This is a genomic window from Streptomyces sp. NPDC048636, assembly GCF_040650655.1.
Classification (GTDB): domain Bacteria; phylum Actinomycetota; class Actinomycetes; order Streptomycetales; family Streptomycetaceae; genus Streptomyces.
Genome location: NZ_JBEZHR010000014.1, coordinates 121,918 through 134,510, shown reverse-complemented (window position 1 = coordinate 134,510; position 12,593 = coordinate 121,918). Strand labels below are relative to the sequence as shown.

Here is a 12,593-nt window from a genome sequence, read left to right as displayed (position 1 = left end):
TGTCACGGCTGTCAGAGGTGGTAGGCGTACTCGGTGAACTCCCAGTCGGTGACATGGCGTTCGAAGCGCCGGACCTCGTCGCGCTTGTAGGAGAGGAAGGACGAGGTGAAGTCCTTGCCGAGGACACCGGACAGGGCCTCGTCCGCCTCCAGGGCGTCCAGTGCGGCCGCCAGGGTCTGTGGCAGCAGCTGGGACTTCTCGGGGTCGTAGCCGTATCCCTCGAGCGGTGCGGGCGGCTCCGTACCCTCCTGGACACCGAGCAGCGCGGCCGCGCACACGGACGCGATGGCGAGGTAGGGGTTGGCGCCCGCGTCGCCGAGCCGCAGTTCGAGACGGGTGCCCGCACCGCGCTCGGGCGGTATGCGGACCATGGCGCTGCGGTTGTCCAGGCCCCAGTCGATGAGCCAGGGGGCGAGGGTGTCGGGGCCGAAGCGCTTGTAGGAGTTGACGGTCGGGTTGTGCAGCGCGGCCAGCGCGGGGGCGTGGGCGAGGATGCCCGCGACGGCGTGACGCGCGGTGTCGGAGAGTCCGAAGGGGGCGGTGGGGTCCGCGAAGGCGTTGCGGCCCCCGGAGGTCTCGCACGACAGGTGGAGATGGAAGCCGGAGCCGCCCGCGTCATTGCTGGGCTTGGCCATGAAGGTGGCCAACTTGCCTTCCTTGCGGGCCAGTTCCTTGACGGCCGATTTGAAGCGGAAGGCGCGGTCGGCGGCGTCCAGGGCGGTGGAGTGGGCCAGGTTGATCTCGTACTGGCCGCCGTCGAACTCATGGTTGCCGGTGATCACACCGATGCCGAGGTCGCGCAGCATCCGCAGGGTGCGCAGCAGATGGTTGTCCGGGTCGGCGCGCAGCCCGGCGGTGTACACGGCGCCGGGGACCTCCGAGTGGCGGCGCCAGCCCGAGGGTGCGGCCGGATCCGGTTCGAGCAGGAAGTACTCCAGCTCGGGGCCGACGACCGGGTGCAGCCCGGCCTCCGCACAGCGGGTGAGGACGGAGCGCAGCAGATCGCGCGGTGACTCGGGGGCCGGTGTGCCGGTGGCCGGATCGGCGGTGTCACCGAGACACCAGGCGACCCCGGGCTCCCAGGGCAGGGCGGCCAGGGTGGCCGGATCGGGGGTGACGACCACATCCGGCAGCCCCGCGTCGAGGCCACCGGAGACCGGGACCACATCCCCCTGGGGGCTGGTGTGGTAGACGGCGCGGCAGAACGCGAGGCCGTGTTCACAGGCGGAGGGAAGGTGTTCCAGCAGGACATCGCGGGACCGGTCGATCCCGATGAGGTCGGGGAAGGACACCCGGACCACATCGATGCCCTCGGCGGCGAGCCGGTCCATGTGGTGGCGGACGTGCGCGGGGTCGTGGGCAGTCACCGATGCCTCCTCGGGCGGTTCGGATGCCTCAGGGCATTCATTTGACACCAAACGTTATGGACGGAGGTCTCGCCCCGCAAGGGGGCCGGGCCACATATTTATCCATCTGGATAGGCATTGACCAGGGTCCGATGGCCTGCCTATCTTGTTTGAAGCCAAACGAGTCAAGGGGTGTTCTCGCATCCCTTGTGGCCGGGGCCCGGCCACCGTGCCGGGCCCCTTTTCCCCGCACCCCCGGACGCCCTCACCTCCAGGAGGAACCGGCCATGAAGGTCGTCGTCGACATGAACAAATGCCAGGACCACGGCCAGTGCGTCTTCGCTGCCCCCGACGTCTTCCAGCTCGACGACGCGGGACATCTGGTGTTCGTGAGCGAGCCGGACGAGACGCTGCGCGCCGATGTCGAGGACGCGGCCGACGTCTGTCCGCTCCAGGCCATCCGGGTCGAGGACACCACCCCGTGACCGGGCACATCGCCATCGCCGGTGCCTCCATGGGCGGACTGCGCGCCGCCGAACAACTGCGCGCCGCGGGCTGGACCGGTGAGATCACGGTGCTCGGCGACGAGCCCCATATGCCCTACAACCGGCCGCCGCTCTCCAAGGAGGCGCTGGCCGGGGAGGCGTCCTTCGCCTCTCTCGCCTTCACCCCGCGGGCGAGCACCGCCGATGTGACGTGGCGGCTGAACACCACCGTGACCGGCGCCCGGCTCACGGAGCGGGCCATCGAGCTGGACGGCGGTGAGCGGCTCGGCTACGACGGACTGGTGGTCGCCACCGGTACGCGCCCCCGGCGGCTGCGCTGCGCGGGCCCCTCCGGACCCGGCAGCGGCCGCCACACCGTCCGTACCCTCGACGACGCCCACGGCCTGCGGGCGGAGCTGACCCGGCCCGGGGCGCGGGTGGTGGTGATCGGCGCCGGATTCATCGGCTGCGAGGTGGCGGCCACCGCGATCGGACTCGGTGTCACCGAGGTGACCGTGGTCGACCCCGAACCCCTGCCGATGCTCCGCCCGCTGGGCACGCCACTCGCCCGTGAACTGCTCCGCCGCCATGAGCTGCGCGGGGTGCGCTTCGCGCTCGGCCGGGGCGTCACCGCTTTCGGAGGCGGCGAGCGGATCAGCGGTGTGGTGCTGGCGGACGGCTCGGTGCTGGCCGCCGACGTGGTGGTCGAGGCGGTCGGTTCGACCCCCGCCACCGCATGGCTGGAGGGCAATGGACTCGACCTGTCCGACGGGGTGCTGACCGACGCCCTGCTGCGTGTGAGGGCATATGGGGAGGCCGTACCGGAGGTGGTCGCGGTGGGCGACGCGGCCCGCTTCCCCAACGCCCGCTACGCCTCCCACGACGCGGTGGCGCGCCGGGTCGAGCACTGGTCCATCCCCGGTGACACCGCGAAACGGGCCGCCAAGAGCCTGGTGGCGGCGCTCACCGGGGCGGACCCCGACCCCGCGCCGTTCGCGCCGCTGCCCACTTTCTGGAGCGATCAGCACGACTTCCGGCTCCAGTCCTTCGGCGCCCCGGGGCTCGGCACCGCCGACATCCGGATCCTCGACGGCGAGCTGACGGGCGATGTGGTGGTCGGCTACCACACCGCGGACGGAGAGCTGACCGGTGTGGTGGCCCTCGGTGGCCGGAGCGCCGTCGCCCGGGCCGCCCGCTACCGCGCCCAGCTGCTCCGGCGGCCCGCCCCCACCGACCCCACCCCCACTCCCGCCACTGTCTGAGGAGCGACACCATGTCCGGCCTCCGCGGCTACTTCCACCCCAAGACGGCGACCGGGGCGTCGTCCCTCATCCCCTCGCCGCCCTGGCACTACTCCGGCGATCTGCTCACCGTCGAGTACCGCACCGACCCCGCGCGGGTGCGCGAACTGCTGCCCGAGCCCCTGGAGCTCGCCGAGGAGGACCCCGGCGCGGTTGCGCTGATCTGGGCCGACTGGCAGTCCTGCTCCGCCACCGGGGAAGAGCTGCTGGACCCGGTGCGCGCCCAGTACAAGGAGGTGTTCGCGGTGGTCCGCTGCGCCTACCACGGCCAGACGTACTCGCGCTGCGTCTACATCTGGGTCGACAAGGACTTCGCCATCGCCCGCGGCCTGCACCAGGGCTATCCCAAGAAACTGGGCTCGGTGCACCTGACCCGCCCGCATCCCTACGGTCCGGCGCCCCGGATCGCCCCCGGCGCCCGCTTCGGCGCCACCCTCGCGGCCGCGGACCGCAGACTGGCCCAGGCGGTGCTGACCCTGCGCGAACCCTCGGAGACCGGTGGCTTCGTCAATGGCCACCCGATGGCCCACCACCGCTGGCTGCCCTCCATCGAGAAGGGCGGGGGGCTGGCCCTGGACGAGCTGATCGCCTCCGGCGCGGCCGAGTTCGAGGCCGGGCAGCCATGGACGGGCGACGCCGATCTCGAGCTGTTCGAGGCGCCCACCGAGGAGCTGGCACGGCTGGAGATCCGCGAACCGATCGCCGCGTACTACCGGCAGGTCGGCGTCGTCTGGGACGGCGGCCGTCTGCTGGAGTCCGGTACCTCGGGCGCGTCCTGAGCGCTCCGCGGGAAGTGCCGGGAGGTGCCGTCGTTCGGCCCACGGCTGCGTTGTGGCTGATCGCGCAGTTCCCCACGCCCCTTCGGGGCGCAACCGATCCGCACCGGACTTCCGTGAGGCCGCTGAGGCCCTGTCCCAGCCCCCTGTTGCCGGGGCCACCGCCCCCACCGCGCCGCACCCCGCCCCCACCCGCCGCCGGCCTGAGCCGGGCGACCCGACCCCTCGTCACACGGAGCGCAGGATGACCCACCGGACCACCGTCGCCGGAATCCCCGTCGACACCCGGCACTGGATCGGCGGCCAGCGCGTCGCCTCCCCGGACACCTTCACCGATGTCTCACCGATCGACGGCACCCCGCTCGCCGAGATCGCCCGTGGCGGCGCCACCGAGGCCGAGGCCGCCGTGGCCGCCGCCCGCGACGCCTTCCCCGGGTGGGCCGCGACCCCGCACGCCGAGCGGGCCCGGCTGCTGTACGCCATCGCCGACGGCGTCGAGAAGCGGCTCGAGGAGCTCGCGGCCGTCGAAACCGCCGACAACGGCGCGCTGCTGCGCTCCCACCGCCGCGGTGTGATGCCCCGGGTCGCCCACAACTTCCGCTTCTTCGCCGACTGGCTGCTGCGGCTGGACCGGGAACACGAGGACTTCCCCACCCGCGGCCACACCAACCACATCACCTGGGACCCGGCCGGACCCTGCGCCCTCATCACCCCGTGGAACGCCCCGCTGATGCTGGCCACCTGGAAGGTCGCCCCGGCCCTCGCCGCCGGGAACACCGTGGTCCTCAAGCCCGCCGAGTGGTCCCCGCTGACCGCGTCGCTGCTCGCCGACATCACCGCCGAGGCCGGTCTCCCGCCCGGTGTCCTCAACGTCCTCCAGGGCTACGGCGCCGAGGCGGGCGACGCCCTGGTCGGGCACCCCGGGGTGCGCCGGATCAGCTTCACCGGGTCGGTGCCCACCGCCGGGCATATCGCCCGGGCCGCCGCCACCCACCTCACCCCGCTCAGCCTGGAACTCGGCGGCAAGTCACCGCTGTTGGTCTTCGCCGACGCCGATCTCGACCTGGCCGTGGACCTGGCGGTGGAGCAGTACGACAACGCCGGACAGGTGTGTCTGGCCGCCACCCGGCTGCTCGTCGAGTCCTCCGTGGCCGAGGAGTTCACCCGGCGCTTCACCGCGAAGGCCGCCGCGCTGGTCCAGGGCGACCCGCGGGACGAGGCCACCGATATCGGCCCCAACATCCACGCCCGCCAGCTGAAGAAGATCGACGGCTTTGTGCGCCGCGCCCTCGACGCGGGGGCCCGCGCGGTGGTCGGCGGCGGGCCCCACACCGGACTCGGTGGCCTCTACTACCGGCCGACGCTGCTCACCGATGTCGGTCAGGACTCCGAGATCGTCCAGGAGGAGGTGTTCGGACCGGTGCTCACCCTCCAGACCTTCGACACCGAGGAGGAGGCCGTCACCCTCGCCAATGACACCCGGTTCGGCCTCGCCGCCACCGTGGCCACCGGTGACCACGAACGCGCCGAACGGGTGGCCGGCCGCCTCGTCGCGGGCACCGTCTGGGTCAACTGCTTCTTCGTCCGCGACCTCCGGGCCCCGTTCGGCGGCTCCCGCAGCTCCGGTGTCGGCCGCGAGGGCGGTACCTGGAGCTTCGACTTCTACTGCGACCTGAAGAACACCGTCACCGCCCCGAAGGGATGGCAGAGCCATGGGTGAGATCGCCGGGGCGGGACTGCTCGCTCATGTGCCGACCATCGTGCTCCCGAAGGAGGAGCGGCTGCGGCTCAACGAGGGCCGGGAGATCAGCCTCGTCACCGGGCTCGAACAGCTCCGCCGCGAGGTCTTCGAGCGTGACGACTACGACACCGTGGTGGTGCTGGACTCCCACTGGGCCACCACCGTGGAGTTCGTGGTCACCGCCCAGCAGCGCCGCGCGGGGCTGTTCACCTCCGAGGAACTGCCGCGCGGTATGTGCCGGATGCCCTACGACTTCCCCGGCGACCCCGAACTCGCCCACCAGGTGGCCCGGTTCGCCGAGAAACACGGCACCTGGATCACCGCCATCGACGACGCCTATCTGCCGGTCTACTACGCCACCATCAACCTCTGGACGTTCCTGGGCGCGGGCCTTCCCGACAAGCGCTGGGTGTCCATCGGTGTCTGCCAGACCGGCGATATGGAGGACCATCTGCGCCTCGGCCGGGCCCTGGCCGACGGTATCGCCGCCACCCCCGGCCGCCGGGTGCTGCTGATCGCCTCCGGTGCGCTCTCGCACACCTTCTGGCCGCTGCGCGAACTGCGCGACCACGAGTCGAGCGACCCCGCGCATATCTTCACCCCCGAGGCCCGCGCCGCCGACGAACAGCGCATCGCCTGGTTCACGGAGGGCCGCCACGACGAGGTGCTGCGCACCATGCCGGAGTTCCTGGCCCATAGGCCCGAGGCCCGCTTCTCCCACTACCTGATGATGGCCGGAGCCCTCGGCGGGGCGGAGTGCACCGCCACCGCCCGCCAGTACGGCGCCTACGAGAACTCCATCGGCACCGGCCAGGCCCACCTCTGGTTCGACCGTCCCGCCGTCGGCTGGACCGCGCCCCGCACCGTGACACAGGAGTCCGCCCATGGCTGAGTACCGCCGCATCCTCCTCGACGGCGCCGCCGTCCAGGCCGTCCGCGACGGTGACGAACTGGTCGCCGGGGACGGACGGCGGGTGAAGGCCGAGGAGGCCCGCCATCTGCCGCCCGTGGTGCCCACCAAGGTGATCGCCGTCCATCTCAACCACCGCAGCCGGGTGACGGAGTTCCAGGTCGCGCTGGCCTCGGCCCCCACCTACTTCCACAAGCCCACCTCGGCGCTCAACGCCCACCGGGGCGCCGTGGTACGTCCCGAGGGCTGCAAATGGCTCAACTACGAGGGCGAGGTGGCCATCGTCATCGGCCGGACCTGCCGCAATGTGTCCCCGGCCGAGGCGGGCGAGTACATCGCCGGATACACCGTGGCCAACGACTACGGACTGCATGACTTCCGGGACACCGACGCCGGGTCCATGCTGCGGGTCAAGGGCTCGGACACGCTCTGCCCGCTCGGCCCGGGGCTGGTCACCGACTGGGACTTCCACGGCAAGTACCTGCGCACGTATGTCAACGGGCATGTGGTGCAGGACGGTTCGACCGACGAGATGGAGTGGGATATGCACTATCTCGTGGCCGATATCGCCCGCACCATCACCCTCCACCCCGGCGATGTGCTGCTCTCCGGTACCCCGGCGGGCTCCCGTCCGGTGCGGCCCGGTGATCTGGTCGAGGTCGAGGTGGAGGGACTGGGCAGGCTCAGCAACCACATCGTGGCCGGGCCCACCCCGATCCGTACCGACGTCGGAGCCCAGCCCACGGAGTCGGAGGAGGTGCTGTCCACCGCCCTCGGCGGCGACTGGGAGTACCGCGGCATCCGCCCGCCCCGGCGTGGCTGAACCGTCCCGGGGCGCCACCCGGGCGGTTCCGGCCGGGTGGCGGGTAGGGTCGCCGTCATGACCGAATCCGCCGGGGCGGCCGGGAGCGGCGAGGTGGCCGGGGCCGGTGGCGGCAAGCCCCGCAGACGGGTGTCGTACGGGGCGGGACGCGAAGCGCTGCTGGCCGCCGCCGTGAGGGTGGTGGCCCGGCGCGGTCTGCGCCATCTCACCTACCGCGCGGTGGCGGAGGAGGCCGGGGTCACCCACGGACTGGTCGTCCACCACTTCGGTTCGCGTGACGCGCTGATCGAACAGGCGCTGGCCCACTCCGTACGCACCAGCCTCAGCGTCAGCGCGGTCGAACCCGGAACCGGCCGGGCCACCGACTTCGCCACCGGTCTGTCGGCGATGGTGACCGGTGACCCGGACGCCCAGGCGTTCCAGTACGAGCTGCTGCTCGAGTCACGCCGCAGGCCCGAGCTGCTGCCCCAGCTCCGCGTGCTGTACGAGGAGTACTTCGACGCGGCCCAGCGCGAGCTGTCCCGGATGCTGCCCGAGGGCGCGAACCGGGCGCTGGCCCGGCTGGTGTTCGCGGCGCTGGACGGACTGGTGCTGCACCAGCTGGTGCTGGGCGGTGCGGAGCACACCGACGCGGCCCTGGAGGAGCTGCGCGCGCTGCTGCGGGCCCTGACGGCGGACACCGCGCCCGGCGCGCACACCGATGCCGCGGACGACGTCTGACCGACGTCCGACCGTTGTCCGACCGATGTCCGCCGGGGGAGATCCGGTGGTCCGGCCCCTTGCCAAACGTGTCCGAGCGGCCCACCATAAGGCAACTCGTTTGGCTCAAAACGAAAATTCGCTCCCCTCCCCGGACAGGTGATCCGCGTGGACAGTCAAACGGTCGCCCAACGCGAGACCGTGCAGGACGCCCCCCGTACCGCCCAGCTCAAGCCCAACGCCCTCGGCGTCCTGGGCATCCTCTTCTTCGTCCTCTCCGCGCAGGCCCCGCTCACCGGGATCGCCGGGGCCGTGCCCATCGCCATCGCGCTGGGCAGCGGCCCGGGCGCGCCGGCCGCGTACGCCGTGGCGGGCGCCGTGATCCTGCTGTTCTCGGTCGGCTTCGTCGCCATGGGGCGCCATGTCGTGGACGCGGGCGCCTTCTACACCTACATCGGCAAGGGCCTCGGCCGGACCGCGGGCAGTGGCAGCGCGGCGGTCGCGCTGTTCGCGTACTGCACCGTGCAGGCCGCCATGTACGGGCTCTACGGCGCCACCATGAGCGTGCTGATGGCCCACCACACCGGAGTGGACCAGCCGTGGTGGCTGTGGGCGCTGCTCACCATGGCCGTCGTCCAGGCACTCGGCGCGGTCGGGATCGAGATGGGCGCCAAGGTGCTCGCCGTGTTCGTGCTGGCGGAGTTCAGCATCCTGCTCGTCTTCGGGGTGGTCACCTTCGTCCAGGGCGGCGGCCCCGAGGGTCTCGCGTTCACCAAGTCGTTCTCCCCGGAGGCGGTCCTCCAGGGCGCGCCGGGGGTGGCGCTGATGTTCGCCGTGGCGTCCATGTTCGGTTTCGAAGCCACCGCCATCTACGGCGAGGAGGCCCGTGAACCGCGCACCACCGTGCCGCGCGCCACGTATCTCTCGGTCGCCGTCGTCACCGGTTTCTTCGCCTTCACCTCATGGATGCTGGTCTCCTCCTACGGACCCTCGAAGGCCACCGGCGCCGCCGGGAAGGCACTGGAGGGCGGCGACTCCACGGTGTTCGTCTTCGCGCCCGTCGCCGACCTGTTCGGCACCTGGGCCGGTGATGTGCTGCCCATCCTGCTCGCCACCTCCCTCTTCGCGGGCATCCTCGCCTTCCACAACTCCGCCAACCGCTATCTGTTCTCGCTCGGCCGCGAGGGCCTGCTGCCCGCGCGGCTCAGCGCGCTCAACCGCCGTCACGCGCCCTGGGCGGCCGGTGCCGTACAGACCGTGATCGCCCTCGCCCTGGTGGTGCCGTTCGCGCTGACCGGCAAGGACCCGGTGCTGACCCTGTTCTCCTGGTTCAGCGGAGTGGGGGTGCTCGGCATCATGCTGCTCTACTTCCTGACATCGGTCTCCGTGATCGTCTTCTTCCGCCGGGAACGACGGGACACCCGGCCCTGGAACACCCTCGTCGCGCCCGCCCTGGGGGCCCTCGGCATCGCCGGTGCCATCTGGCTGATCCTCGCCAACTTCACCACCCTCATCGGCGGTGACACCGCCACCGCCGTCTGGCTCGTGCTCACCGTCCCGGCGGTGCTGGCGCTGGGCGCCGCGGCGGCCCGCCTCATCCGCCGTCACACCGTCTGAGACGTATCCGGCGCACCGCCCGGGGCGCCGTCCAACGAGAGGACACCATGCCGGACCTCACCCATGAGGAGTGGCAGCGCCGCGGCGCGGCGCTGCCCGCCGCACTGCCCGTGCACCACCACATCGACGGTGCGGCCGAGCCCGGGGCGGGAGCCGCGTTCCCGGTGGTCTCGCCCCGCGACGGCGCGGTGCTGGCGAAGGTGGCCGACGCCGGGCCCGCGGAGGTGGACCTCGCGGTGGCCGCCGCCCGCCGGGCGTTCGACACCGGCCCCTGGCCGCGTCTCTCCCCGGCCGAGCGCGGCCGGGCGCTGGGGCGGCTGGCCGGGCTGCTGGAGGAGCGGCGGGAGACCCTCGCCCTCACCATCAGCCTGGAGATGGGCAAACCCATCGGCGACGCCCATGACATCGAACTGCGTGCCGCCATCAGCACCTTCCGCTGGTACGGGGAGCTCGCCGACAAGCTGGCCGACGCCTCCCCGCACACCGCGACCGACGCGCTCGCCCTCGTCACCCGGGAGCCGACGGGCGTGGTCGGCGCCGTCGTGCCCTGGAACTTCCCGCTGACCCTGGCCGCCTGGAAGGTGGCTCCGGCGCTGGCCGCGGGCTGTACGGTCGTCCTCAAACCGTCCGAGCGATCACCGCTGTCCGGGCTGCTGCTGGGCCAACTGGCCACCGAGGCGGGGCTGCCGCCCGGCGTGCTTAACGTGGTCACCGGCGACGGCCCCACCGCCAGCCGCGCCCTCGGGCTCCACCCGGACGTGGACGTCGTGGCCTTCACCGGATCCACCGCGGTCGGCCGCCACTTCCTGCGCTACGCCGCCGACTCCAACCTCAAACGCGTCTGGCTGGAGCTGGGCGGCAAATCCCCGAACATCATCCTCCCCGACGCCCCCGATCTGGAGCTCGCCGCCGCCACCGCCGCCTGGGGAATCTTCTTCAACCAGGGGGAGATGTGCACCGCGCCCTCCCGGCTGCTGGTGCACTCCGCCGTCGCCGAGCGGGTCACCGAGGCCGTCGTGGAACGCGCCCGCGCCCTGCGCGTCGGCGATCCGCTCGACCCCGCCACCGAGATGGGCGCCCTGGCCGGTGACGGCCATCTGCGGCGGGTCCTGGACCACATCGGTACCGGAGCGGCGGAGGGCGCCCGGCTGCTCACCGGTGGCAGCGCCACTCTCACCGACAGCGGCGGCAGCTATCTGCGACCCACCGTCTTCGACCGGGTGGACCCCGGCTCCCGGCTGGCCCGTGAGGAGGTCTTCGGCCCGGTGCTGTCCGTCCTCGCCTTCGACGACCTCGAGGAGGCGGTCCGGCTCGCCAACGCCACCGACTACGGGCTCGCCGCCGGTCTGTGGACCTCCGACCTCACCACCGCCCACCGGGTCTCCCGCGCCCTGAGGGCCGGGACCGTATGGGTCAACTGCTATGAGGAGGGCGACCTGACCGTGCCCTTCGGCGGGATGAAGCAGTCCGGCAACGGGCGCGACAAATCCGTGCACGCGATGGAGAAGTACACCGAACTCAAGACCACCTGGATCCGGCTGTGACCGGCCCCCGCCCGCTGATCGCCGTCCCGGCCCGCTTCTCCGCCACCACCTCGGCCCTGCGTTTCGCCGCCGAGGTGAACGCCCGCGCGCTCGTCGAGGCGGTCTGGCGGGCCGGGGGCGAACCCGCCACCATCCACCCCCACGCGCCCGCCGGCACCGCCGACCCCACCGAAGTGGCCGCCCGGCTGCAGCGGTTCGACGGGGTACTGCTGCCCGGCGGCGGGGATCTGGACCCCCGCCGCTACGGCGGCGGTCCGGCCCACACCAGCGTCTACGACGTGGACGGCGAACAGGACGGCTTCGACCTCGAACTGGCCCGCCGGGCACTGGAGTCCGGACTACCGCTGCTCGCCGTCTGTCGCGGCCTCCAGGTGGTCAACACCGTGCTCGGCGGCACCCTCGAACAGGACATGGGCGGCCAGGACCGCGACCACCGCCATCTGACGCATCCGGTGGCCCTGCGCCCCCGGTCGCTCGTGGCGCGCGCCACCGGCGCGGAGAAGGTGGAGGTCTCCTGCTACCACCACCAGCGCATCGACCGGCTCGGCACCGGGCTCCGGACCACCGCCACCGCGGCCGACGGCACCGTGGAGGCATATGAACTGCCCACCGCCCGCGGCTGGTTCACCGCCGTCCAGTGGCATCCGGAGGACACCGCCCACCGGGACCCCGCCCAGCAGGGGCTGTTCGACGCGCTGGTGCGCGCCGCCCGCGGCCGCGGCTGAGCCGGGTCTACGCCTTCGGACGGCGCCCGCTGCGGCGCGGGGCCGGTTCGGCACCGTCCAGGAGGGCGAGCCTGCGCTCCTCACCCCGCGTCTCGACCTGGAGCACCACCCGGCGCAGCGCCTCGGCGGTGCGCAGACACTCCTCGTCGGACAACTGCCCGGCGACGAACGCCTCCTCCTCGTTGAACGCCGGGAAGACACGCCGCATCAGCGCCTCGCCCTCCTCGGTGAGGCTCAGCAGCACCAGCCGGCCGTCGCTGGGGTGGCCGGAGCGACAGATCAGCCCGCGCGACTCCAGGGTGCGGGCGACGCCGGTGAGTGTGCCCTTGGAGATGCCCGCCTCCTCCGCCACGTTCCGGGTCTCCGACTCGCCCCAGATCCATACCACCCACAGCACCACGAAGGCGGTCCAGGTCAGATCGCAGCCGCGCAGCACCGAGTTCTCCAGGTGCTGTCGCACCGCCGACGCGGCCCGGTAGATGTTGGACACCATGGCCATCTGCTCACGGCGGATCGGAATGCCTCCGAGCTGCGCCGCGACCAGCTTCTCGGTGTCGGTAATGGATCGGTGGCCGGACACGGGCGGGCTCCTCACATCGGTGCGAACGGTGACACGACGGCGGACC

Annotated in this window: 12 protein-coding genes; 10 read left to right on the top strand and 2 right to left on the bottom strand. The window is 72.2% G+C overall.

All coding sequences use genetic code 11. The annotated features are described in order from the left end of the window. Positions 1 to 11: 11 nt before the first annotated feature. A complete protein-coding gene (locus AB0C66_RS29370) occupies positions 12 to 1,367 on the bottom strand; it encodes a glutamine synthetase family protein (RefSeq protein ID WP_362445132.1) in 1,356 nt (451 codons plus the stop codon). Between the two features lie 266 nt (positions 1,368 to 1,633). Between AB0C66_RS29370 and AB0C66_RS29365 the strand changes: the two genes are divergently transcribed. The 10 genes from AB0C66_RS29365 (at position 1,634) to AB0C66_RS29320 (ending at position 11,967) form a co-directional block, all read left to right on the top strand. Next, on the top strand, positions 1,634 to 1,831 hold the full coding sequence (locus AB0C66_RS29365; RefSeq protein ID WP_362445130.1) for a ferredoxin: 198 nt from the start codon (positions 1,634 to 1,636) through the stop codon (positions 1,829 to 1,831). Next, positions 1,828 to 3,093: an NAD(P)/FAD-dependent oxidoreductase gene (locus tag AB0C66_RS29360; protein ID WP_362445127.1), complete on the top strand. Its 1,266-nt coding sequence runs from the start codon at positions 1,828 to 1,830 to the stop codon at positions 3,091 to 3,093. Before AB0C66_RS29365 ends, AB0C66_RS29360 begins: the two co-directional genes overlap by 4 nt. 11 nt (positions 3,094 to 3,104) lie before the next feature. Then, positions 3,105 to 3,911, top strand: a complete 807-nt coding sequence (locus AB0C66_RS29355; RefSeq protein ID WP_362445125.1) for an acetoacetate decarboxylase family protein — start codon at positions 3,105 to 3,107, stop codon at positions 3,909 to 3,911. 241 nt (positions 3,912 to 4,152) lie between these two features. Continuing rightward, positions 4,153 to 5,628 carry an aldehyde dehydrogenase gene (locus AB0C66_RS29350; protein ID WP_362445122.1) on the top strand — a complete coding sequence of 492 codons (1,476 nt, stop codon included), beginning with the start codon at positions 4,153 to 4,155 and terminating at the stop codon, positions 5,626 to 5,628. After that, positions 5,621 to 6,541 carry a 3,4-dihydroxyphenylacetate 2,3-dioxygenase gene (locus tag AB0C66_RS29345; RefSeq protein ID WP_362445119.1) on the top strand — a complete coding sequence of 307 codons (921 nt, stop codon included), beginning with the start codon at positions 5,621 to 5,623 and terminating at the stop codon, positions 6,539 to 6,541. Before AB0C66_RS29350 ends, AB0C66_RS29345 begins: the two co-directional genes overlap by 8 nt. Next, positions 6,534 to 7,382: a fumarylacetoacetate hydrolase family protein gene (locus tag AB0C66_RS29340; RefSeq protein ID WP_362445116.1), complete on the top strand. Its 849-nt coding sequence runs from the start codon at positions 6,534 to 6,536 to the stop codon at positions 7,380 to 7,382. The genes AB0C66_RS29345 and AB0C66_RS29340 overlap by 8 nt, the downstream gene beginning before the upstream one ends. A gap of 57 nt (positions 7,383 to 7,439) precedes the next feature. Continuing rightward, positions 7,440 to 8,102: a TetR family transcriptional regulator gene (locus AB0C66_RS29335; RefSeq protein ID WP_362445113.1), complete on the top strand. Its 663-nt coding sequence runs from the start codon at positions 7,440 to 7,442 to the stop codon at positions 8,100 to 8,102. Positions 8,103 to 8,249: 147 nt separating this feature from the next. Continuing rightward, on the top strand, positions 8,250 to 9,698 hold the full coding sequence (locus AB0C66_RS29330) for an APC family permease (RefSeq protein ID WP_362445111.1): 1,449 nt from the start codon (positions 8,250 to 8,252) through the stop codon (positions 9,696 to 9,698). A gap of 47 nt (positions 9,699 to 9,745) precedes the next feature. Continuing rightward, a complete protein-coding gene (locus AB0C66_RS29325) occupies positions 9,746 to 11,242 on the top strand; it encodes an aldehyde dehydrogenase (RefSeq protein WP_362445108.1) in 1,497 nt (498 codons plus the stop codon). Then, entirely contained in the window at positions 11,239 to 11,967 is a 729-nt protein-coding gene (locus AB0C66_RS29320) for a gamma-glutamyl-gamma-aminobutyrate hydrolase family protein (RefSeq protein WP_362445106.1), read from the top strand. Before AB0C66_RS29325 ends, AB0C66_RS29320 begins: the two co-directional genes overlap by 4 nt. A gap of 7 nt (positions 11,968 to 11,974) precedes the next feature. Here the strand turns inward: AB0C66_RS29320 and AB0C66_RS29315 are convergent, their stop codons facing one another. Then, positions 11,975 to 12,547, bottom strand: a complete 573-nt coding sequence (locus AB0C66_RS29315; RefSeq protein WP_362445103.1) for a MarR family transcriptional regulator — start codon at positions 12,545 to 12,547, stop codon at positions 11,975 to 11,977. Positions 12,548 to 12,593: the final 46 nt, after the last annotated feature.

What these genes read in the sequence shown, in the direction of transcription:
- AB0C66_RS29345 (WP_362445119.1), top strand. Translation starts at nt 5,621, where the DNA reads ATGGGTGAGATCGCCGGGGCGGGACTGCTCGCTCATGTGCCGACCATC.
- AB0C66_RS29335 (WP_362445113.1), top strand. Translation starts at nt 7,440, where the DNA reads ATGACCGAATCCGCCGGGGCGGCCGGGAGCGGCGAGGTGGCCGGGGCC.
- AB0C66_RS29325 (WP_362445108.1), top strand. Translation starts at nt 9,746, where the DNA reads ATGCCGGACCTCACCCATGAGGAGTGGCAGCGCCGCGGCGCGGCGCTG.
- AB0C66_RS29350 (WP_362445122.1), top strand. Translation starts at nt 4,153, where the DNA reads ATGACCCACCGGACCACCGTCGCCGGAATCCCCGTCGACACCCGGCAC.
- AB0C66_RS29355 (WP_362445125.1), top strand. Translation starts at nt 3,105, where the DNA reads ATGTCCGGCCTCCGCGGCTACTTCCACCCCAAGACGGCGACCGGGGCG.
- AB0C66_RS29365 (WP_362445130.1), top strand. Translation starts at nt 1,634, where the DNA reads ATGAAGGTCGTCGTCGACATGAACAAATGCCAGGACCACGGCCAGTGC.
- AB0C66_RS29340 (WP_362445116.1), top strand. Translation starts at nt 6,534, where the DNA reads ATGGCTGAGTACCGCCGCATCCTCCTCGACGGCGCCGCCGTCCAGGCC.